Annotated in this window: 18 protein-coding genes; 7 read left to right on the forward strand and 11 right to left on the reverse strand. The window is 67.8% G+C overall.

Going from position 1 to position 20,936, the window contains the following annotated elements; translation table 11 throughout:
• Nucleotides 1-197: 197 nt before the first annotated feature.
• From ACU4E7_RS11665 to ACU4E7_RS11675, 3 genes are all read left to right on the forward strand, one after another.
• Nucleotides 198-1,421, forward strand: a complete 1,224-nt coding sequence (locus ACU4E7_RS11665) for a CobW family GTP-binding protein (RefSeq protein ID WP_447018957.1) — start codon at nt 198-200, stop codon at nt 1,419-1,421.
• Between the two features lie 328 nt (nt 1,422-1,749).
• Nucleotides 1,750-2,628, forward strand: coding sequence for an MBL fold metallo-hydrolase (locus tag ACU4E7_RS11670; RefSeq protein ID WP_238119802.1), 879 nt, complete (start codon nt 1,750-1,752; stop codon nt 2,626-2,628).
• Between the two features lie 57 nt (nt 2,629-2,685).
• Complete coding sequence (locus ACU4E7_RS11675; RefSeq protein ID WP_238119803.1) at nt 2,686-3,474, forward strand: sulfite exporter TauE/SafE family protein; 789 nt, start codon at nt 2,686-2,688, stop codon at nt 3,472-3,474.
• A 3-nt stretch (nt 3,475-3,477) separates the two neighbouring features.
• Here ACU4E7_RS11675 and ACU4E7_RS11680 read toward each other — a convergent pair whose 3' ends face one another.
• The 7 genes from ACU4E7_RS11680 to ACU4E7_RS11710 form a co-directional block, all read right to left on the reverse strand.
• Nucleotides 3,478-4,182, reverse strand: coding sequence for a Crp/Fnr family transcriptional regulator (locus ACU4E7_RS11680; RefSeq protein ID WP_238119804.1), 705 nt, complete (start codon nt 4,180-4,182; stop codon nt 3,478-3,480).
• Entirely contained in the window at nt 4,179-5,900 is a 1,722-nt protein-coding gene (gene cydC / locus ACU4E7_RS11685) for a thiol reductant ABC exporter subunit CydC (RefSeq protein WP_447018958.1), read from the reverse strand. The genes ACU4E7_RS11680 and cydC overlap by 4 nt, the downstream gene beginning before the upstream one ends.
• On the reverse strand, nt 5,897-7,672 hold the full coding sequence (cydD, locus tag ACU4E7_RS11690; protein WP_447021623.1) for a thiol reductant ABC exporter subunit CydD: 1,776 nt from the start codon (nt 7,670-7,672) through the stop codon (nt 5,897-5,899). Before cydD ends, cydC begins: the two co-directional genes overlap by 4 nt.
• A gap of 29 nt (nt 7,673-7,701) precedes the next feature.
• On the reverse strand, nt 7,702-7,824 hold the full coding sequence (gene cydX / locus ACU4E7_RS11695; protein ID WP_447018959.1) for a cytochrome bd-I oxidase subunit CydX: 123 nt from the start codon (nt 7,822-7,824) through the stop codon (nt 7,702-7,704).
• 99 nt (nt 7,825-7,923) lie between these two features.
• Nucleotides 7,924-9,075: a cytochrome d ubiquinol oxidase subunit II gene (cydB, locus tag ACU4E7_RS11700; protein WP_238119808.1), complete on the reverse strand. Its 1,152-nt coding sequence runs from the start codon at nt 9,073-9,075 to the stop codon at nt 7,924-7,926.
• A 27-nt stretch (nt 9,076-9,102) separates the two neighbouring features.
• Complete coding sequence (locus ACU4E7_RS11705) at nt 9,103-10,680, reverse strand: cytochrome ubiquinol oxidase subunit I (RefSeq protein ID WP_238120288.1); 1,578 nt, start codon at nt 10,678-10,680, stop codon at nt 9,103-9,105.
• A 367-nt stretch (nt 10,681-11,047) separates the two neighbouring features.
• A complete protein-coding gene (locus tag ACU4E7_RS11710) occupies nt 11,048-11,437 on the reverse strand; it encodes a YARHG domain-containing protein (protein ID WP_447018960.1) in 390 nt (129 codons plus the stop codon).
• A gap of 80 nt (nt 11,438-11,517) precedes the next feature.
• Between ACU4E7_RS11710 and hyi the strand changes: the two genes are divergently transcribed.
• From hyi to ACU4E7_RS11725, 3 genes are all read left to right on the forward strand, one after another.
• Nucleotides 11,518-12,297: a hydroxypyruvate isomerase gene (hyi, locus tag ACU4E7_RS11715; RefSeq protein WP_447018961.1), complete on the forward strand. Its 780-nt coding sequence runs from the start codon at nt 11,518-11,520 to the stop codon at nt 12,295-12,297.
• A 141-nt stretch (nt 12,298-12,438) separates the two neighbouring features.
• Nucleotides 12,439-13,953 (forward strand): pyruvate kinase, encoded by a 1,515-nt coding sequence (gene pyk / locus ACU4E7_RS11720; protein ID WP_447018962.1) that lies wholly within the window; start codon nt 12,439-12,441, stop codon nt 13,951-13,953.
• Between the two features lie 279 nt (nt 13,954-14,232).
• The gene (locus ACU4E7_RS11725) at nt 14,233-14,760 is read left to right on the forward strand and encodes a CYTH domain-containing protein (protein ID WP_447018963.1); all 528 of its coding nucleotides are present in this window, start codon (nt 14,233-14,235) and stop codon (nt 14,758-14,760) included.
• Nucleotides 14,761-14,849: 89 nt separating this feature from the next.
• On the opposite strand, the gene ACU4E7_RS11730 is transcribed toward ACU4E7_RS11725, so the two are convergent.
• Nucleotides 14,850-15,749 carry a uracil-DNA glycosylase gene (locus tag ACU4E7_RS11730; RefSeq protein ID WP_238119813.1) on the reverse strand — a complete coding sequence of 300 codons (900 nt, stop codon included), beginning with the start codon at nt 15,747-15,749 and terminating at the stop codon, nt 14,850-14,852.
• A gap of 247 nt (nt 15,750-15,996) precedes the next feature.
• Between ACU4E7_RS11730 and ACU4E7_RS11735 the strand changes: the two genes are divergently transcribed.
• Nucleotides 15,997-17,670, forward strand: coding sequence for an electron transfer flavoprotein-ubiquinone oxidoreductase (locus tag ACU4E7_RS11735; RefSeq protein ID WP_238119814.1), 1,674 nt, complete (start codon nt 15,997-15,999; stop codon nt 17,668-17,670).
• Nucleotides 17,671-17,796: 126 nt separating this feature from the next.
• Here ACU4E7_RS11735 and ACU4E7_RS11740 read toward each other — a convergent pair whose 3' ends face one another.
• Genes ACU4E7_RS11740 through ACU4E7_RS11750 form a run of 3 tightly spaced genes read right to left on the reverse strand, consistent with a single transcriptional unit; the run spans nt 17,797 to nt 20,920 of the window.
• Nucleotides 17,797-18,639 (reverse strand): FkbM family methyltransferase, encoded by an 843-nt coding sequence (locus tag ACU4E7_RS11740; RefSeq protein ID WP_238119815.1) that lies wholly within the window; start codon nt 18,637-18,639, stop codon nt 17,797-17,799.
• Between the two features lie 36 nt (nt 18,640-18,675).
• Entirely contained in the window at nt 18,676-20,070 is a 1,395-nt protein-coding gene (locus tag ACU4E7_RS11745; RefSeq protein ID WP_447018964.1) for a hypothetical protein, read from the reverse strand.
• A gap of 13 nt (nt 20,071-20,083) precedes the next feature.
• Nucleotides 20,084-20,920, reverse strand: a complete 837-nt coding sequence (locus ACU4E7_RS11750; RefSeq protein ID WP_447018965.1) for a WecB/TagA/CpsF family glycosyltransferase — start codon at nt 20,918-20,920, stop codon at nt 20,084-20,086.
• Nucleotides 20,921-20,936 lie beyond the last annotated feature (16 nt).

Consider the following 20,936-nt stretch of genomic DNA (forward strand, 5'->3'; position numbering starts at 1 on the left):
TCTCGGTGTGCGGGGAGGTAACTTTCTGCTGGTGTGACCGGCGCCACGGGCGGGGCCGTTCGATTTTCGGTCGATCGGGCGGCTGAAAATCGAACGGATCAGGCCGGCTGTGAGGCGCATGGTCTATGGCTGCGACGCTGGCATGGCGGTTGCTGCGGTAAGCCAACCTCAGAACACACAAGATCCGGAGGAACGCCATGGACCATGACGTCGATGCGGCTGGCCCGCAGGTGCAGATGCCGCTCGCATCGGAAGGCGACGGCCGCATTCCGGTGCTGCTGCTCACCGGCTTTCTCGGCGCCGGCAAGACCACCTTGCTGAACCACCTGGTCCGCCAGCCCGCATTCGCGGGCACGGCGCTTCTCATCAATGAGTTCGGCAGTATCGGTATTGATCATCACCTGGTGCAGCACCTGGGGGAGACCATGGTGCTGCTCGAGTCCGGCTGCGTGTGCTGCGCGGTGCGCGGCGATCTCGTGGCGGCGCTGCGAGATCTGCACGATCGGCTGGCGCGCCAGCAGATTCCTCAGGTGCGCCGGGTGGTGATCGAAACCACCGGCCTTGCCGATCCCGTGCCGGTGGTGTGGACCTTGATGCAGGAGCGCTTTGTCAGCACCCGCTTCCGCTGCGATGGGGTGGTGACGGTGGTGGACGCCGGCCGGGGCGCGGCCCAGCTCGACACCCATGAGGAAGCGCGCCGGCAGGTGGCCTTGGCCGATCGGCTGGTGATCTCCAAAGGCGACTGTGCGGATCGCTCCACTCGCGAGGCGTTGGATGCGCGGCTGGCGGCGCTGAACCCCAGCGCCCTCCGGGTGGAAGCCTGCCATGGGGTGCTCGACGCCACGCTGCTGGCCGGCGCCGGCGTCTATGCGGTGCCGCCCGGCGGGGCGGCGCTCGCCCAGTGGCTGGGGGGCGATGATCCGCAACAGGACGCGCCCGTGGCGCGCCACGGCGCCCATGTTTCCAGCTTCAGCATGACATTCGATCGGCCGCTGCCCTGGCGGGGGTTCGCGGTGGTCCTGGGCGAGATCCTGGCCAGCTATGGCGCTGCGCTGCTGCGGGTGAAGGGGGTCATGAACATTGCCGGCCTTGCCGGGCCGGTGGTGGTGCAGGCGGTGGGAGAGGTGGCCTATGCCCCGGTGCGCCTGCCGCGCTGGCCCAGCCACCGCGGGCGCTTCGACATGCGCGGCCGGCTGGTGATCATCGCCGAGGGGCTGACGCCGGCGCAGGAAGACGACATGCGCGCCCGGCTCGCCGATCTGCCCACCGATGCCGCCGCCCTGCGGCAGGCGGCGCGCCTGCCGCTTTTGCCCACCCGCTGCTGGCTGAGCGCGCGCATGCCGGGGGCTGGCGGAACGATGGAAACGGAGGGCTGGCAGATTTCTGCCTTTCGGCCCGGCCGGGGCGCGGTGCGGGCCTGAGCAAAAAAAGTCAGCCTGACGACCTGCGGGGGAAGGCCGTCAGGCTGAACGCGACCCGGGAGGACCGGACGAACTCGCGTGACACCTTCATCCTACGAAAGCGGTCGCGCCGACATCCCCAAAATGGTGGATGCGCGGTCGTTTTCGCGACGGTCTGCCGGCATTGCTGGGGCGGCGGGCGGAGGCTGCGGCTGCAGGGGACTTGAGTTTGCCGCTGGCGCGCCTATATCGGTCAAACATTCATAGTCATGAATGAATGGAGTGACGGCTCGCGCACCATTCATTCCCCCGGGCCAGGCTGCTGGCCGGCCTCCAGGATGGCGTGTTCATGTCCCCTTCCGCTCCGTTGCGCCCCGAGGTGACGGGCTTTTTCGATCCCGACACCAACACCATCAGTTATGTGGTGAAGGATCCGGCCTCGTCCGCCTGCGCCGTCATCGACAGTGTGCTCGATCTCGATTACGCGGCCGGCCGCCTCGCCACCTCCTCCGCTGACCGCATCATCGCTTTCGTGCGCGGCCATGGCCTGACCGTGGAATGGCTGATCGAAACGCACGTGCACGCCGATCACCTCTCCGCCGCGCCCTATCTCCAGCGGGAACTGGGTGGCAGGATCGGCATTGGTGCGCAGATCACCGTGGTGCAGGACACCTTCGGCAAGGTGTTCAACGAGGGCACCGAGTTCCGCCGCGACGGCAGCCAGTTCGACCATCTGTTCGAGGACGGGGACCGCTACACCATCGGACGGCTCGAGGGCCAGGCGCTGCATACGCCCGGTCACACCCCCGCCTGCATGACCCATGTGATCGGCGACGCGGCCTTTGTGGGCGACACCCTGTTCATGCCCGATGGCGGCACCGCGCGGGCGGATTTCCCGGGTGGCGACGCCCATGTGCTCTATCGCTCCATCCAGAAGGTGCTGTCGCTGCCCGACGAGACCCGGCTCTTCATGTGCCACGATTACGCGCCCGGCGGGCGGGAGGTGCGCTATGAGACCACGGTGGCGGAGGAGCGCGCGCACAACATCCATGTGCACGAAGGGGTGAGCGAGGCGGCGTTCGTCGCTTTGCGCACCGCCCGCGATGCCACGCTCGGCATGCCGCGGCTGATCCTGCCCTCGCTCCAGGTGAACATGAAGGCCGGCCAGCTGCCGGAGCCGGAAGCCAATGGCAAGCGCTTCCTCAAGGTTCCCCTCGATACCCTCTGACCGCGCAGGCGGCCGCCTCCCCCGGCCTGCGCCGGGGTTTTCCGTTCAGGTTCGCCCGTGCTGTTCCAGACCGTTTCCGCCGTCCTGTCCGGCGCCCTTTCCGGCTTCATCCTCGGCCTCATCGGCGGTGGCGGGTCGGTGCTGGCGACGCCGCTGCTGCTCTATGTGGTGGGGGTGGGCGAACCCCATATCGCCTTCGGCACCGGCGCTTTGGCGGTGTCGGTGAATGCCTATGCCAATCTCATCGGCCATGCCCTCAAGGGCCATGTGATGTGGCGCTGCGCGGTGGTGTTCACGGCGGTGGGCACCCTTGGCGCGCTCATCGGTTCCACCATCGGCAAGCTCACCAATGGCCAGGTGCTGCTGTTCCTGTTCGGCCTCGTCATGGCGCTGATCGCCGCTTTGATGCTGCGGCCGCGCGCGGTCACCTCCGCCGACATGCCGGTCATCACCCGGAGGCTGTGCGTGAACGCGGGGGTGGCGGCGCTCGCCACCGGCATGGCGTCCGGCCTGTTCGGCATCGGCGGCGGCTTTCTGATCGTGCCGGCGCTCATCTTCTCCACCGGCATGGCCACCATCTATGCGGTGGGCACCTCGCTCCTGGCGGTGGGCACGTTCGGCCTTGCCACAGCGGTGAATTATGCCGCGTCCGGCCTCGTGGATTGGCGCGTGGCGGCGGAATTCCTCGGCGGTGGCCTCATCGGTGGCGTGGCGGGCATGGCGCTCGCCACCCGGCTGGGGGCCAACAAGAACACGCTGAACCGCATCTTCGCCGTGGTGGTGGCCTCGGTGGCCGTCTATGTGCTGTACCGCTCGGGCAGGGCGCTGCTGGGCTATGGCGCCTGAGCCTCAGGGCTCCACCAATTGGCGCAGGCGCGGCAGGTCGCAGACAATCTGATTGGGCTTCGGCTCCCGGATGAAGCCCTGCCGCTTCAACTCCGCCATGGTGCGGCTGGCAGTCTCGGTGGTGAGCCCCAGCAGGGCGCCCAGGTCCTCGCGGCTGAACAGCTCGCAGCGGGCGCCCTCCTCCGGCTCGGCGAGCCAGATGAGGAAGCGCACCACCCGTTCGCGCGCCGCGCCGGTGGAGAACTCGGTGATCCAGCGGTCGGCGCTGGACAGGGCCTTGTGCCAGCGCGCCATCAGCTCGTGATAGAGCCCGCTGTTGCCGTGGGAAAGCGCGCGCACCACGTCCACGGGCAGCCGGCATAGCTCGGTGGCGTGCAGGGCCGTGGCGGTGTGCGGATAGCTGTCGTCGATCAGCGCCTCCAGCCCGAACAGATCAGTCTTGCGCAGCAGCCGGACGATGCGCTGGGTGCCGTCGGGCAGGTATTGGGTGAGCTTCACCAGCCCGCTGCGCACCGTATACAGGGTGTGGGCCGGGCCGCCGGCGCTGTAGATCTCCGTCCCCGGTGCATAGACCAGTTGGTCGATCGGCCGGTGCAACTGGTCGAAATCCGCCTCCTTCAGCCCGGCGAACAGCACCGCGTTGCGGATGGTGCAGTGCCTGCAGTCCGCAACGCCGGTCCAGGCTTCGGCAAGGGCGACGTGCTTCACCCGGCGCCTCCCGGGGCCCGCTCCATGTGGCGCAGCATCTCGGCCGGCGCACCACGGGCGGTGATGCGGCCCTCCTCCATCAGCAGCACCTCGTCCATCGCCTCCAGACGGGCACGGCGATGGGTGATGAGCAGCAGGGCCTGATCGGCGGCGAGGGCACCCATCACCCCGTCCATCACCCGCCGCTCGGTCTCGCCATCGAGGCCTTCGGTGGGTTCGTCGAGGATCAGGATGGGTGCATCCTTCAACAGGGTGCGGGCGAGGCCCAGGCGGCGGGCCTCGCCGCCGGAGATCTTGGCGCCATGGGCCCCCACGAAGGTGTCGAGCCCGGCCGGCTGGGCGGCGACGAAGGCGGTCAGCCCGGCCCGCTCCAGCACCGCCGCCAGCTGGGCGTCGGTGGCCTCGGGGGCGGCGATGCGCAGGTTGTCGCGCAGGGTGGCCGAGAACAGGTGATCGTGCTGGGACAGCACCGCGAGGCGCTGGCGCCAGGCATCGGCCCCATAGGCGTCAAGGTCCGTGCCGGCGAAGCTCACCGTGCCGGCGCTGGGCGCCCGGAAGCGCAGGGCCAGCGCCACCAGGCTCGACTTGCCCGAGCCGCTGGCGCCGATGAGGCCGATCCGCCGGCCGGGCTCCAGGGAAAGGCTCACGTCCGTCACCGCGGCGCTGCCGGCGCCGGGGTAGGTAAGGCCGGTATGGGTGAAGGTGAGGGCGCCCGCTGCCGGCACATCGCGCGGCGTCACCGGCTCGGCCACCGGGGCGGGGCGGTCCACCAAAGAGAAAATGCGGCGAGCCGAGGCGAGGGTGCCCGGCAGGGTCTGGAAGGCGAGGGGGAGGGGCGCCACCGCCTCGAACAAAGCGAGGGAGAGCAGGGCCAGCATGGGCAGGTCGGCGCCGGGCAGGGTCCCGGCCAGCACCTGCGGCGCGCCGATCAGGATCACCGCCAGCAGGCTCAGCTGGGCCGCAAGGCCCACCCCCGCGCCACCGAAGCCGGCGATGCCTGCGAGGCGCTTTTCGTCCGTGATGAGGGCATCGCTGGTGGCGTCGAGGGCGGCGCGGTGGCGCCGCTCAGGATCATAGATATCGAGTTCCGCGCGCCCCTCCAGGTGATCAACCAATTGGGCGTTGAGCTCGGCAGTGCGGGCCGTCACCTGCCGCGCTGCCGGCGCCGCGAGGCGCTGCAGCAGTGCGGGCAGGCCGAATCCGGCGCTGAGGGCCGCCACCAGCAGCACGCCGGCGATGGCCGCGTCATAACGCGCCACCACGCAGAGGCCGACGATGAGCACCAGCACTCCCGCCAGCAGCGGCGAGAGGATGCGCAGGAAGGCGAATTCGAGCCGGTCGATGTCGCCCTTGAGGCGGGCCAGGAGATCGCCGCTGCGCTGGTCTTCCAGGGCGGCGGGGGCAAGCGGGGTGAGGCGGATGAAGAACCATGGCCGCAGCCGCGCCACGAATTTCAGCGTCGCCTCATGCCCCACCAGCCGCTCCACATAGCGCCCGGCGGTGCGGGAGATGGCGAAGCCGCGGATATAGGCGGCGGGGGTGAAATAATTCATGGAGACGCCGGCCGCCCCGGCCAGCGCCATGGCGGTGATGAACCAGCCGGAGGTGGCCATCAGCGCAATGTGGGACAAGGTGGCGAGGGCCGAGAGCAGCACAGCCAGGGCCATCCACCCCGCCTGCGGCCGCATGAGACTGAGAAGGCGCTTGAGATCGCTCATTGGGCGGCCTCCCACAGCTCGGTGTCGCCGGAGGCCAGCCGGGCGAACAGGCCGCCCTTGGCGAGGAGGGCTGTGGCCGCGCCTTCCTCGGCGATGCGGCCGTGGTTCAGCACGACGATGCGCCGGGCGCTGGAGATGCTGGCGAGGCGATGGGCGGCGATGAGGCCGCTGCGGCCCGGCAGCAGGCGGGCGAGGGCGGCTTCCACCTGCGCCTCGCTCTCATGGTCGAGGTGGGCGGTGGGCTCGTCGAGCACGATCATGGGCGCATCGCGATAGAAGGCGCGGGCAACCGCAAGGCGATGGGCCTCGCCGCCCGACAGGCCGGTCCCACCCTCGCCGAGGGTGCCGTCGAGGCCGCCGGGCACGGCCGCCACCACATCGGCAAGGCCGGCCTGGGCCACCGCCTGCCGAAGGCGCTCGCCATCGGGCGCGGCCTCGCCGGGGGCGATGTTGGAGGCGAGGGTGCCGGCGAAAAGGCGCGGGCGCTGCGGCACATAGCCGATGCGGCTGCGCCATTGGGCGAGGTCCAGCTCGGCCAGCGGCACGCCATTCACCAGCACGCGGCCGGACGTGGGTTTCACGAAGCCCAGCAGCAGATGCAGCAGGGACGACTTGCCGGCGCCGGAGGGGCCCACCAGCGCCACCGTCTCGCCCGGCGCCACGGTGAAGCTGACCCCGTCGAGGGCGCGGCGGCCATCGGGGAAGGTCAAGTGCACATCCTCGAAGCGGATCTCGATGCGCTCGGGATGGGGCAGAGGCGTGCTGCCGCCGGTTTCCGCCAGCGCCGGCAGGTCGTCGAGGGCGACCATGCGCTCGGCGGCGCCGATGGCCTCCATGCGGGCGTGGTAGGCGGTGCCCATGGCCCGCAGCGGGGCATAGAATTCCGGCGCCAGCAGCAGGATGAACAGGCCCTCGAAAAAGGCCATTTCGCCCCACAGCAGGCGGAAGCCGATGAACACCGCCACCAGGGCGATGGAGACGGTGGCGAAGAATTCCAGCACCAGGGAGGAGAGGAAGGCCACCCGCAGCACCGCCATGGTGTCGCGGCGATAGGCATCGGCGACGCTCGCCACCTGCCGCGCCATGCGGCCGGCGGCGTTGAAGGCCTTCAGGGTGGCAAGGCCCTGCACCGCGTCGAGCAGGTGGCCGGACATGCGCGCAAGGCGCCGCCACTGCTTCTGGTTCAGCGCCTCGGCCCCCTTGCCGATCAGGATCATGAACACCGGGATCAGCGGCGCGGTGACGAGGAACACCAGCCCCGACAGCCAGTCGAGGGGAAACACCACCACGATAATGGCCAGCGGCAGCACCACCGCCAGGACGGAGGCGGGAATGTAGCGGGAATAATAGGGCTCCACCGCCCGCACCCCGTCGGCGAGGGCGGCCACCATCTCGCCGGTGCGGGTCTCGGCAAGGCCCACCGGGCCGATCTTCTCCACCCGGTCCAGCAGCTCGGCGCGCAGCGCCCGCATCACCTTGCCAGCGGCGGAAAAGCCGAAGCGCTCGGTGGCCCAGACGGTGAGGAAGCGGGCGGCGATGGCGCCGAGAAGGGCGGCGATCTCCACCGGAAAGGCGGCAACGGGGAGCTTTTGGAACAGCACCCCGTTGAGGATCCGCGCCACCAGGAACGCCTGGAGGATGATGAGGAGACCCGTCACCAGCGACAGCGTCATGGTGAGGTTGAGCTCACGGCGCGCCGAGGGGCGGAAACGGGACAGGAAGGCGGACAGCTTCTTGCGGTCAGGCCTCTGCTCTAACTCGCGGTCGGTGATGACGCCTTCTCCCCGTGATCAGCGCGAGATCACGGGGCCTTCTGGTCACCCTTGGTCTCGTCGAACTCGTTCTGGAACTCGAACCACATGACATTGATGACGCCCATGGCCAGCGCGGCCGTGACGCCGAGGACCCATGCGAAATACCACATGTCCGCCTCTCCTTCACTGCGATCAAAAGACCGATCGCGGTTGATGGGAATTCGCACGCCCCGCGCCCATCGGGCCGGGGCGTGTGCTGATCGCGGGCCTCAATAGGCCTGGTGCTTGCGCTCTTCGATGTCGGCCACCGTCACCTTGCCCCACATGGTGCGGTAGCACCACAGGGTGTAGAGCAGGACGAGGGGCAGGAAGATCACCACGGCGCCCAGCATCACCTTGAGGGTGAGCGCCGAGGAGGCGGCGTCCCACAGGGTCAGCGACGAGTTGAGGCTCATGGTGGAGGGCATCACGAACGGGAACATGGACACGCCCGCGGTGCCGATGATGCCCGCCAGGGCGAGGCCGCTCGCCACGAAGGCGAAGCCCGGCCGGCCGGCCCGGGCCAGCAGCGCCACCAGCAGCGGCCCGATGAGGCCGAGGGCCGGCACCACCATGGCGATGGGCAGGGTGCGGTAGACGGTGAGCCAGGCGCCCGGCTCGCGCACCACTTCCTTGGCCAGCGGGTTGGGCAGGCCGGTGAGCGGCGGCTGGGAGACGATGCGATAGCCATCGATGCCGAACGCCACCCACACGCCGGCGAGGGCGAACAAAGCGGTGACCACCAGCGGCAGCCAGCCGAGCACGCCGCGGGCGCGGGCCTGGATCTCCCCTTCCGTGCGCAGCTGCAGCCACACCGCCCCGTGCATGGTGAGCATGCCGACGGAGATGATGCCGGCCAGGAGCGCGAACGGGTTCAGAAGGCCGAGCAGGGCCCAGATGAAGGTAGCGCCGTAATGGGGCTTCAGGAAGCTGTCGAGGTAAAATGGCACCCCTTGCAGCACATTGCCCATGGCCACGCCGAAGATGAGGGCCGGCACCAGGCCGCCCACGCACAGGCCCCAGTCCCAGGCATTGCGCCAGCGCGGATCGGCGATCTTGCTGCGGTAGTCGAAGCCCACCGGCCGCAGGAACAGCGCCATGAGCACCACCAGCATGGCGAGATAGAAGCCGGAGAAGGCGGCGGCATACACCGCCGGCCAGGCGGCGAAGATGGCGCCGCCGGCGGTGATCAGCCACACCTGGTTGCCGTCCCAGTGCGGGCCGACGGTGTTGATGATCACCCGCCGCTCGGCGTCATTCTTGCCAAGGAAGGGCAAGAGCGTGCCCACGCCCATATCCATGCCATCGGCGATGGCGAAGCCGATCAGGAGGGTGCCGACCAGGACCCACCAGATCAGGCGAAGGGTTTCGTAATCGAGCATGGCTCGGTTCCTTTCAGGGGTTCCGGTTCATTCGGCGGGCTGGGCGGAAAGAGCCGCCTTCTGCTCGTGGTAGTAGCGGCCGGTGTGCAGCGAGCTGGGTCCCTGCCGGGCGAAGCGGAACATCAGGAAAATCTCGATCACCAGCAGCACCGAGTAGAAGATCAGATAGCCGGCGATGGAGAAGATGAGGTCGGACACGGTGAGGGCCGACGTGGCCAGGAAGGTGGGCAGCACCTCGCCGATGGCCCAGGGCTGGCGGCCGAACTCGGCCACGAACCACCCCATCTCCGCGGCGATCCACGGCAGCGGGATGGAATAGACCAGCAGGCGCAGCAGCCAGCGCTTGTTCTCCAGCGTGCCCTTGGCCAGGAAGTAGAACGAGGCCAGGAAGTAGCCCAGCAGCAGGAAGCCGAGGCCGACCATGATGCGGAAGCCCCAGAACACGTAGAACACGTCGGGAATGGAGCTCTTGGCGGCTTCCAGCACCTGCGCATCGGTGGCGCTGGCGGGGTTCTCCACATAGCGCTTCAGCAGCAGGCCATAGCCGAGGTCGCGCTTGTGCTGCTCGAAGGTCGCGCGGGTCGCTTCGGACTTGTCGCCGCTGCGCAGGGCTTCCAGGGCGCCATAGGCGATCATGCCCGAGCGGATGCGGGTCTCGTGCTGCTTGATGAGGTCATCGAGGCCGGTCACCTGCTTGTCGAGGGAGCGGGTGGCGATCAGGCCCATGACGCCGGGGATCTTGATGGCGTATTCGGTCTCCATGTCCTTCTGGTCGGGAATGCCGATCACGGTGAAGGCGGCGGGGGCCGGTTCGGTCTTCCACTCGGCCTCGATGGCCGCGAGCTTCACCCGCTGCACGTCGCCGAGCTCGTAGCCGCTCTCGTCACCCAGCACGATCACCGCCAGCGCCGCGGCGACGCCGAAGCCGGCCGCCACCGCGAACGAACGCTTGGCGAAGGCGAGGTCGCGCCCCTTCAGGATGTACCAGGCAGAAATGCCGATCACGAACATGGAGGCTGTGACATAGCCGGCCGCCACCGTGTGGATGAACTTCACCTGCGCCACCGGGTTGAACACCACGGCGGCGAAGTCGACCATCTCCATGCGCATGGTCTCGGCGGAGAATTCGGCACCCACCGGATTCTGCATCCAGGCATTGGCGACCAGGATCCACAGCGCCGAAAGGTTCGTGCCCACCGCGGTGAGGAACACCACAGCGAGGTACGCCTGCTTGCTCATGCGGTCGCGACCCAGCAGCAAGAGGCCGACGAAGGTGGATTCGAGGAAGAAGGCCATCAGCCCTTCGATGGCCAGCGGGGCGCCGAACACGTCGCCCACATAGTGCGAGTAATAGGACCAGTTCGTGCCGAACTGGAACTCCATGGTGAGACCCGTGGTGACGCCCAGCGCGAAATTGATGGCAAACAGCTTGGTCCAGAACCGCGACATGTCGCGGTAAATCTCGCGGCCCGTCATCACATAGACCGCTTCCATGATGAAGAGGATCCAGATCAGACCGAGGGTGAGCGGCACGAAAATGAAATGGTACATGGCGACGGCAGCGAACTGCCATCGCGAAAGTTCGACAAACAGCGGGTCGATCATTGGGGTCTCCTTCGACACCTCATCGGCATCGCGCGCCGGCACGCAGGGCGTACGGCCGGGCGCACAGGTCTCCTGCTTCTCATGCACGGGCCATTCCCGTGCCACATTGCGATGTCGCAATGGGAACGTGCGGCCTACAGCCGCGCATCGGCCCACATTCGCGACGGCGCAATCTGGTCGTGCCGGACCGGCGTGCAGACGTGAGGGGGCCGGCCCGTGACCGGCGCCACGTTAATCCCTTACCGACCCGCGGCAACCCCGATGTGCCCGAGGTGGCCGGGACATGAGGCCGCTGAGACAACTCCGCGCATTGGTGGAATGAACTGTGCCGGGCGCAGCGGGCCGCGGCCCGTCGCCGACGATGACCTCAGCGGCAGCCCTTCCGGCTCTCCCAATACTTCACCTGATCCACATAGCGCTGCTGCTCGGGCGTGAGCTGGCCATAGGGCGGATAGCAGCGGGGGCCGAACGTGGCGAGGGCATCCGCAGTCTTGAAGCAATAGCCCTGTTCGGCATAGGCCGCGTTGCGCTGAACCCAGAGCGCCCGGCACGACAACTGGCTGAGAGGCGTCTGCTGCGCCCGCGCCATGCCGGGCGCGGCGAGGCCGGCGCAGAGGACGAGGGCCAGCGCCAGGGCGAAGGAGGTTGCGCAGGCGGCCGCGCGGACGGTGGGCCGTGAGCGGGCAGGGCGCCAGGGGAGGGCGCTGCGGCATCCGGCGCGTGATTGAAGCCGCCAGGCTTTGCGATACCCTGCCATTTCAGCCTCCCGATCCCGAAAGCCCCATGCGGGGCCTCAGGATACCTCGGGGAGCAGCTCTCGCAAGGGTGGTGGTTTAGATGCCGAGATTTGCCGCCAATATCAGCCTGCTGTGGCCGGAGCTGGGGTTTCCCGAGCGCATCGCGCAGGCGTCCGCGGCCGGCTTTCAGGCGGTGGAATGCCAGTTTCCCTACGCCTTCAGCGCGTCCGAGCTGGCCGAGCGGCTGGCTGACCATGGCCTGGTGCAGGTCCTGCACAATCTGCCGGCGGGGGATTGGGCGGCGGGCGAGCGAGGCATCGCCTGCATTCCCGGCCGCGAGGCGGAGTTTCGGGATGGGGTGGGGCTTGCCCTGACCTATGCGCAGGCGCTCGACGTACCGACGCTCAACTGCCTTGCCGGACTGACGCCGCCGGGGGTGCCGGCCGAACGGGTCCGCGAGACCCTGGTGGAGAACCTGCGCTTCGCCGCCGCCGCCCTCGCCGCCGTGGGCCGCACGCTGACCGTGGAGCCCCTCAACACCCGCGATGTGCCGGGCTTCCACCTCCATGGCTCGCGCCAGACGTTGGAACTGCTGGACCAGGTGGGTGCCGACAATGTGCGGTTGCAGTATGACGTCTATCATATGCAGGTGATGGAAGGGGACCTGACGCGCACCCTGCAGCGGGAGATGCCGCGCATCGGCCATATCCAGATCGCCGACAATCCCGGGCGGGGGGAGCCCGGCACCGGGGAGATCCATTTTCCCTTCCTGCTCGCCGCCATCGATGCGGCTGGCTACACCGGCTGGATCGGCTGCGAATATCTGCCGCGCACCACCACCGGAGCGGGCCTCGCTTGGTTCGACCCCTACCGGCCGTGATGCGGGGTGGGCTGCGCAAAGCCTTGGTGCGACAGTCTTCCTGACCCTTGTGCGACTTTATGCGGAGACGCTCTAAGGGCATGATGCCGTTAAGCGAGAGCAAGCCGCGCGCGACGTCGCGGCGCCGGAGGAAGCCCAGCCATGCCCCACAAGCGCCCTCTCACCCGCCGCGAGCGGGCCACCAAGATCGTGGCCACGGTCGGCCCGGCCTCCAACAGCGAGGAGAAGCTGGAGGCCCTGTTCCGCGCCGGCGTGGATGTGTTCCGGCTCAATTTCAGCCACGGCACCCAGGCTGACCACGGGGTCGTGCTCGACCGCATCCGGCGGTTGGAGAAGACGGTCAATCGCCCCATCGGGGTGATCGCCGACGTGCAGGGCCCCAAGCTGCGCATCGGCCGCTTCAAGGATGGCGCCATCACCATCGCCCCCGGGGACGTGCTCAGCTTCGATGCCGAGACCGAGCGTCTGGGGGAAGGCAAGAGAGTACCCATTCCCCACCCCGACATTCTGGAAGCCCTGCCCGTCGGCGCCACGGTGCTGTGCGACGACGGCAAGGTGCGGCTGAAGGTGGTGGGCAAGAGCGCCGGGCATCTGGAGGCTCAGGTGGTGGCGGGCACGCGCCTGTCCAACAACAAGGGCTTCAACATTCCCGACGTGGTGCTGCCCATGTCGCCTTTGACCGAGAAGGATCGGTCCGATCTCGAGTTCGCCTGCGCCGCCGGGGTGGAATGGATCGCCCTGTCGTTCGTCCAGCGGCCGGCGGACATTCACGAGGCGCGCGAGCTGATCCAGGGCCGCGCCGCGGTGATGCTGAAGATCGAGAAGCCCTCTGCGGTGGAGCATCTCACCGAGCTGGTGGAACTGGCCGACGCCATCATGGTGGCGCGCGGCGACCTCGGCGTGGAGATCTCCCTGGCGGAGGTGCCGGCGCTGCAGCGGCGCATGATCGCCGAGGCGCGTAAATATGGGCGGCCGGTCATCGTCGCCACCCAGATGCTGGAATCCATGATCCAGGCGCCGGTGCCCACCCGCGCCGAGGTGTCGGACGTGGCCACCGCCGTCTATGAGGGCACCGATTGCGTGATGCTCTCGGCGGAAACCGCCGCCGGCCAGTATCCGGTGGAGGCGGTGAGCGTGATGGACGACATCATCCGCCACGTGGAGCGTGACCCCGGCTATCGCAAGGTTCTGGGCGCTTCGGCGGCGGACTGGGGCGAGACCATCGGCGATGCCGTGATCAAGGCCAGCTACCAGGCGGCGGTGGCGGTGGATGCGGCGGCGCTGGTGGCCTTCACCCTTTCGGGCACCACCGCCCTGCGGGCCGCCCGCGAACGGCCGGAGATCGCCATTCTCGGCCTCACCCCCCAGCTCGAAACCGCGCGGCGCCTGGCGCTCTCCTATGGCGTGCATGCGGTGCACATGAAGGAGGACATCCACTCCTTCGGCGACATGGTGGACACCGCGGTGCGCACCACCGTGGTGCAGGGACTGGGGCGGCCGGGCGACCGGCTGGCCATCTGCGCCGGCGTGCCGTTCGCGCAGCCCGGCACCACCAACATCATGCGCATCACCATCATCGGTGCCGACGATCCGCCCTCGCGCTACGACGTGGATGTGCACACCCCGCGTCCGGCCCGCCGCGCGGCCCGCAGCTGACCGCCGGGCGGAACTGGCGGAGTGCCGGTTCCGCCACGCGCGCACGCCCTTCAGGCAGGCAATTGTGCGGAAGGTCTTCGGGTTCGAAAAATGATCATTGTCGCTTATTGGCGCGCATAGGTTGTATTGTGCCCGCGATGGCGCCATTGTTGCCACGCTTTCGCGACGGCATGCGAGATATACATAAATGCATGGCATTGATTGTGTGATGATTTTTTAGGTCGAAAACGTTTTCTACTGCGGAATGCCACTGAAAGCGGCATTTCTGAGTCTGGACGGATGCGCGCCCAGCCGCTTTACTTCGGCCGCCTTTCTCATGGCTACGGCTGGATCATGGCTGTCGAAGTCGAGCGCAAATTCCTCGTGACGTCCGATGCCTGGCGGGCCGGTGCGCAGGCTTGTGTCATTCGCCAGGGCTATCTGTGCCTGGGCTCGGGTGCCACCGTGCGGGTGCGCATCGCCGATGCCACCGCCTTCATCACCGTGAAGGGCACCACCCGCGGCATCTCGCGGGACGAGTATGAATACCCCATCCCCCTCATCGATGCCGAGGCCATGCTGCGGGACCTGTGTGCCCGGCCGCTGATCGAGAAGATCCGCTATGCTGTGCCCCATGCGGGCCGGCTGTGGACGGTGGACGTGTTCGGCGCCGACAATGCCGGGCTGGTGCTGGCCGAGGTGGAGCTGGGCGATCCGGAGGATGCGGTGACGCTGCCGCCCTGGGTTGGCGAGGAAGTCACCGAGGATCCGCGCTACCGCAATTCCGCTCTGGTGCGCGCGCCATTGGGCGCCCTCTGCGGCGCCTGAGCCACCCGCGGGGGGCAAGCCAGGCCGGACAAGCCAGGCCGGGCAAGTCAGGCTGAACAGGTCAGGCTGAACAGGTCAGCCCGTGAAAGTCAGCCGCCGGCCAGGGCGGCTTCGATGGCCAGAAGATCGCGCCACGCCAGCCGCTTGCCGATGGGGGTGCGCAGCAGATACGCCGGATGGAAGGTGGCGATGGCGCGGATGGTGCGCGTGCCCGTCTCATAGGGCATGAAGCGGCCCCTCAGCTTGGTGATGCCCTCGGTGGTGGCCAGCAGCGCCTGGGCCGACTGGCCGCCGAGGCACACCAGGATGTCCGGATTGGCGAGCTCGATCTGGCGGGTGATGAAGGGCAGGCAGATGGCCGTTTCCTGCGGCGTCGGCGTACGGTTGCCGGGCGGGCGCCAGGGGATGATGTTGGCGATATAGGCGCTCGAGCGGTCGAGGCCGATGGCGCCGAGCATGAGATCGAGAAGCCGGCCGGCGCGACCGACGAACGGCACGCCCTGCTGGTCCTCATCCCGCCCCGGAGCTTCGCCCACCAGCATCACCCGCGCCTGCGGATTGCCATCGGCGAACACCAGCCGGCTGGCGGTGCGCTTGAGCGCACAGCCCTCGAACTGCTCCAGCAGTGCCCGCAGCTCATCGAGGCTGGCGGCCCCGCGCGCGGCATCGCGGGCGGCCATCGCCGCCTCGTCGGGGGTGTGGGACACCAGCGGGTGCCCGGAGGCGCTCCCGGTCGCCGCCTTCGCGGGCGCCTGGCGCGCGCGCGCCGGTTCTTGGCTCGGATGTTGGCTCGGATGTTGGGCGAGCCCCTGGCGCTGGGGGGCCGCGGGCTCATCCTCCTGCCGCGGCGCGCGGCTGCCCCGCGCCACCGCTTCGGCGGCGCTTTCGGCAAACCGATCCACCGGCGCCTCGCCCACGGCCAGGTCGACGCCTGCGTCCCAGTGGAAGGCGAGGATGTCGGCCCAATCGAGCTGCGGCAGATCGGTCATGGTGTTGATATAAGATTCGCGCTTGGTGTCGGCACCGGAGCGTGCCGCGTTCTGCAGTGCAAACCTATGGCACGATCAGCCGTGCGGGTGAAGCCGCAGAAGGGCGGCGCGGCACCCATGGATATGGGGAAAAGCGCCATTCCTGGTCAAGTCGTCGCAGCTGTGGCCCATCTCCTGAATTGTCAGAACGGCTCAACCGTGGAAGAACTCCAACGAAAGCACGATGACGTAAACGGGAGTTGTGGGGATGAGCGCGGCTGAGCTGCCTGAACGCGAAGGCATGGATTACGACGTGGTGGTGGTGGGTGGTGGTCCCGCCGGCCTGGCCACGGCCATCCGCTTGAAGCAGAAGGCAGCGGAGAGCGGCGCGGACATTTCCGTCGTGGTGGTCGAAAAAGGGTCCGAGGTCGGTGCGCACATCCTGTCCGGCGCGGTGGTGGATCCGGTGGGGCTCGACCAACTGCTGCCCGAATGGCGCACCGAGGACGACCGTCCGCTGGTGACCGAGGTCAATGACGACCACTTTTATCTGCTCGGCCCGGCCGGCGGCGTGAAGCTGCCCAATTTCGCCATGCCGCCGCTGATGAACAACCACGGCAACTTCATCGGCTCCCTGGGCAATGTGGCGCGCTACCTGGCCCGCAAGGCCGAGGAGCTGGGGGTGGAGATCTACCCCGGCTTCGCCGCCAACGAGGTGCTGTACGACGAGAATGGCGCGGTGAAGGGCATCGCCACCGGTGATATGGGCATCGGCAAGGATGGCGAGCCCAAGCCGGAATTCACCCGCGGCATGGAGCTGCGCGGCCGCTACACGGTGTTTGCCGAGGGCGCCCGGGGCCAGCTCTCCAAGCAGCTCATCGCCAAGTTCGGCCTGGATGCCGGCCGCGAGCCGCAGAAGTTCGGCATCGGTCTGAAGGAGCTGTGGAAGGTCAAGCCGGAAAAGCACAAGCCCGGCCTGGTGCAGCATGCCTTCGGCTGGCCGCTCGATTCCAAGACCGGCGGCGGCGCCTTCCTCTACCATATGGAAGATGAGCAGGTGATGGTGGGCTTCGTGGTCCACCTGAACTACCAGAACCCCTGGCTCTCGCCGTTCGACGAATTCCAGCGCTTCAAGACCCACCCCATCTTCAAGGACACGTTCGAGGGCGCCACGCGCATCTCCTACGGCGCCCGCGCCATCACCGAGGGCGGCTGGCAGAGCGTGCCGAAGCTGTCCTTCCCCGGTGGCGTTCTGGTGGGTTGCGCGGCGGGCTTTGTGAATGTGCCGCGCATCAAGGGCAGCCACAATGCGGTGCTCTCGGGCATCCTCGCCGCCGATCATCTGGCCGAGGCGCTGGCCGCTGGTCGCAGCCAGGATGAGCTGGCGAGCTACGAGGACGCCTGGCGCACATCGCCGGTGGGCGACGACCTGAAGAGGGTCCGCAACGTGAAGCCGCTGTGGTCCAAGCTCGGCACCTTCATCGGCATTCCGTTGGGCGGCCTCGACATGTGGGCCAACACCCTGGGCTTCTCGCTGTTCGGCACCCTCAAGCACGGCAAGCCGGATTATGCGTCCCTGAAGCCGGCGGCCCAGTGCAAGAAGATCGTCTATCCCAAGCCGGATGGCGTGCTCACCTTCGACAAGCTGTCGTCGGTGTTCATCTCCAACACCAACCACGAGGAAGACCAGCCGGTGCACCTCAAGGTGGCGGACATGGCGCTGCAGAAGGCATCCGAGCACGACATCTTTGCCGGCCCCTCGAACCGCTACTGCCCGGCCGGCGTCTATGAGTGGGTGGAGGAGGGGGCCGATGCACCCCGCTTCCAGATCAACGCGCAGAACTGCGTGCACTGCAAGACCTGCGACATCAAGGACCCCAACCAGAACATCACCTGGACCGCCCCCGAAGGCGGCGGCGGCCCCAACTATCCCAATATGTGAGCGGGCTCTGCGCCCACTGTCGGCCGGCCGCTGTGCTTGGCCACCGGTGGGCGCGGACAGCATGAACAAAAGGGGCCGGCGCGGGTTTCGCGCCGGCCCCTTTTCGCTGGAAAACTCCGAGGCGGCTCAGGCCGCCCGCGAGGGGTGGCGGGCGACGATGTTGCAGAAGTCGGTGGGTCGGGTGGGGAGGGGCTGCAGGGTGCCGTCCCACTGCAGGCGCGCGAAGGTGTAGCCCAGCTCCGCCAGGGTGTTCCACGGCGCCGCCGGATCGCCACCGCTGGACAGCAGCGCGGGACAGTTCATCTCGAAGATGATCAGCGGATGGTGGGTGGAGATGGTGGCCATGCCCCCGGCCAGGACGCGCTGCTCGGCACCCTCCACGTCGATCTTGATGACGTCCACCCGCGGCAGGGAAAGATCGGCCACCAGCTGGTCGAGGGTGGTGATCTCCACCTCTTCGGCCTCGGTGGCGGCGCCGTCGTTGACCAGGGAGAAGGCCTGCGGGTCATCCCCCACCGGGTTGTGGAACAGGCTCGCGCGGCCGGCGGCATCCGCCAGGCCCTTGCGGACCAGGGTGACATTCTTGAAGCCGTTGAGGCCCACGTTCTGCACCAGCAGGTCGCCGGCTTCCTTGCCGGGCTCCACCGCGACGATGCGACCGGCGCGGGGCGCCATCTTGAGGGTGAACAGGCCGATGTTCGCGCCCACGTCGACGAAGATGTCGCCGGTGTGCACGAACTTGTCGATATACTTCAGCTCCGGCTCCACCTCATCTCGCAGAAGGTATGTGGAAACCGTCGTGTAACGCAGATTGGCGGGGGCCTCCATCTTCACGCCCGGCACCAGATGGAATAGCGGCTTGCGGCCGAGACCCACCAGCATCGCGAGAGAGGCGACGCGCCCCAGCACCGTGATGGGGGCTTCCTGGAACGCGGGTTCATTCAGAAGCTTCTTGATCCGCTTGAGCATTCTGGTTCCTGCAGTCCTATGCGGCTGAAAAGGCGCCTATTCGGGTTTGGGCCTTGCAGCTCCGGATGGCACGTTGGCAACGGGTGGGCCTGGAGACGGTCGGGTCCCCAGATAGATGGCGAGGGCCAGGGCGACACCGAATTCGCCCGGCAGGAAGACGAGAGAATAGACGGCAGACGTCAACAACAAGTAGAGCAAGTAGTCGGATAAGGCCAGGATGAACGGGTCATGGTGCTTGGCGCCAAGCCGCGCCGTGATGAAAAAGCCCCAGGCATGCACCGCGAAGATCAGCAGAGCGCCGATGAGGCCGTACTCAAACACCACTCCCAGCCATCCCAGGTCGGCGATGAAGAATTGATCATAGCCGAAGATGTCCGCCAGCGTGACCGAGCCGAAGCGCGTGGTGGCGCCCACGCCGAAGGTCCAGCGCAAGGTATGGTCGCCGAGATAATGGCTGGCCAGCGCGGCGGAGTTCTGCCGCACCGACAGCGAGCCGCCGAGGCTCTGCTGCAGGTTGTCCAACCCGCCCCCCAGCAGCACCCAGGCCGCGACCGCCACGGCCGGCACCGCCAGGAGCAGGCCGAGCCCGATGGCGAGCTGCCGCATCCGCCGTGGCAGCGCCATGACGATGCCGTAGCCGGTGACCATCATGGCCATGAGGATCGCCGTGCGCTGCTTGTAGATGACCATCAGGATGAGGAAGGCGATCGGAATGGCGATGAGCCGCCACACCTTGCGCTCGATCACGAAGCTGCGGCCGAGATAGAAGATGAAGAGCATGCCGAAGAACATGGACAAATAGACGCGGTAGCCGCGGTCCACGTCGTATTGCAGCAGCTTGCCATCCTCGGGATTGGTCACATACCAGGACGTGGGCGCCGCAATCCAGATCAGCACCAGCAGCGCGAAGGTGCCGGCTCCGTAGCCCAGGCAGATGGCCCGCACCCGCTCGGCTGGCAGCGCCAGCAGCGACAGGAGCGCCGACAGGCCGAAATAATAGGTGAAGGGCCACGCCTTCACCGTTGTCGTCAGCGCATCGAACAGCCCGTTGCCCAGCTGGATGATGGACACCAGCGGCGTGAAGCCGAGCAGATAGGCCAGAAGCAGCAGGAACAGGTTGTGTCCCGGCAGCTTCATCCGGATCAGCCCGTACAGCGTGAGCGGAAACACCAGGATCGGCCACGCCTTGGACAGGAAATAGGGCGGCGGCAGCTCGTTGAGATAATGGAAGACCTGCGCGAAGAACGGCAGCGCCAGGATCAGGGCGAGGCTGGCGATGCGCGATACCGTGGCGGCGGCCGGCGCGGCGCGGCGCGCCGCCATGCGCAGCGGCATCTCCACCTGATGTACCCGTGGCGGCCCGCGTCGCAGGGCGCCGCGCGGAACCCGCCCGCGCGGTGACCCGCCGCCGGGTTGCCAGATGCCGGTCATGGCCGGACGGGCCTCATGGCGCCCGGTCCGGGGGTTTGGCCATGCCGTAGGCCGCCGGGTTCAGCTTTGCCTTGGCCACGGTGAGGAAGATCGGCATGGAATCGATGAAGATGCGCTTCACCTGAACCTTGGGATCCTGCAGCAGGCGGTGCAGCCACTCCATGCCGCGGCTGCGATAGGAGATCGGTGCGCGCTTGGAAAGGCCGACCAGGAAGTTTAGGGAATTGCCCACGCACAGGCCGGTGCCCACCGCCGCGCCGGTCTGGTAGACGCGGCGCGTGACATATTCCGAGCGCGGCGAGCCCGTGACGAAGAACACGTAGCGGGCCGGGTGGGCCAGCACGAAGGCCACGCACTTCTCCACTTCCTCCGGCTTGTTGATGAAGCCCATGGGCGGCACGTGCATGGCCACGTTGGTGAGGTGGTAGCGCGCCTTGAGGCGCTCCAGCATCTCATCGGAACCGCCGATGATGGTGATGGGGTCATCGGGCTGGATAAAGGTCTCGAACAGCTCGGCGGTGATGTCGCTGCCGGGCGCGAGCGGAATCTGCAGGCCGAACACCTTGCGTGCCAGTGCCCGGGGCACCGCGCCATCCAGCGTGTGCAGCCAGGCGTTCTGGTAGATCTCGATGAAGATCGGATCCTTGAGCTCGTTGAGCCGCGTCAGGTTGGAGGCGTTGGGGGTCACCACATATTCAAACGGCGCCCCCACCGGGCGCGCCGCGATCTGCGCCGCCGCACCCTTCACGTCCAGGCACGCGAACGGGACATTGAGGAAGGTGATGGTCTTCGGCGGCGCCGGCGTGATGGCCGGGGAGGTGGCGTGAGACATGATCTTTGCCCGTGTCATGCCGGAGGCTCCACCG

The organism is Xanthobacter sp. ZOL 2024 (assembly GCF_052932325.1).

What these genes read in the sequence shown, in the direction of transcription:
- hyi (WP_447018961.1), top strand. Translation starts at nt 11,518, where the DNA reads ATGCCGAGATTTGCCGCCAATATCAGCCTGCTGTGGCCGGAGCTGGGG.
- ACU4E7_RS11740 (WP_238119815.1), bottom strand. Translation starts at nt 18,639, where the DNA reads ATGCTCAAGCGGATCAAGAAGCTTCTGAATGAACCCGCGTTCCAGGAA.
- ACU4E7_RS11710 (WP_447018960.1), bottom strand. Translation starts at nt 11,437, where the DNA reads ATGGCAGGGTATCGCAAAGCCTGGCGGCTTCAATCACGCGCCGGATGC.
- ACU4E7_RS11670 (WP_238119802.1), top strand. Translation starts at nt 1,750, where the DNA reads ATGTCCCCTTCCGCTCCGTTGCGCCCCGAGGTGACGGGCTTTTTCGAT.
- ACU4E7_RS11665 (WP_447018957.1), top strand. Translation starts at nt 198, where the DNA reads ATGGACCATGACGTCGATGCGGCTGGCCCGCAGGTGCAGATGCCGCTC.
- ACU4E7_RS11735 (WP_238119814.1), top strand. Translation starts at nt 15,997, where the DNA reads ATGAGCGCGGCTGAGCTGCCTGAACGCGAAGGCATGGATTACGACGTG.
- cydC (WP_447018958.1), bottom strand. Translation starts at nt 5,900, where the DNA reads ATGAGCGATCTCAAGCGCCTTCTCAGTCTCATGCGGCCGCAGGCGGGG.
- ACU4E7_RS11750 (WP_447018965.1), bottom strand. Translation starts at nt 20,920, where the DNA reads ATGACACGGGCAAAGATCATGTCTCACGCCACCTCCCCGGCCATCACG.
- ACU4E7_RS11730 (WP_238119813.1), bottom strand. Translation starts at nt 15,749, where the DNA reads ATGACCGATCTGCCGCAGCTCGATTGGGCCGACATCCTCGCCTTCCAC.
- cydX (WP_447018959.1), bottom strand. Translation starts at nt 7,824, where the DNA reads ATGTGGTATTTCGCATGGGTCCTCGGCGTCACGGCCGCGCTGGCCATG.
- ACU4E7_RS11725 (WP_447018963.1), top strand. Translation starts at nt 14,233, where the DNA reads ATGCGCGCCCAGCCGCTTTACTTCGGCCGCCTTTCTCATGGCTACGGC.
- cydB (WP_238119808.1), bottom strand. Translation starts at nt 9,075, where the DNA reads ATGCTCGATTACGAAACCCTTCGCCTGATCTGGTGGGTCCTGGTCGGC.
- ACU4E7_RS11705 (WP_238120288.1), bottom strand. Translation starts at nt 10,680, where the DNA reads ATGATCGACCCGCTGTTTGTCGAACTTTCGCGATGGCAGTTCGCTGCC.
- ACU4E7_RS11745 (WP_447018964.1), bottom strand. Translation starts at nt 20,070, where the DNA reads ATGACCGGCATCTGGCAACCCGGCGGCGGGTCACCGCGCGGGCGGGTT.
- pyk (WP_447018962.1), top strand. Translation starts at nt 12,439, where the DNA reads ATGCCCCACAAGCGCCCTCTCACCCGCCGCGAGCGGGCCACCAAGATC.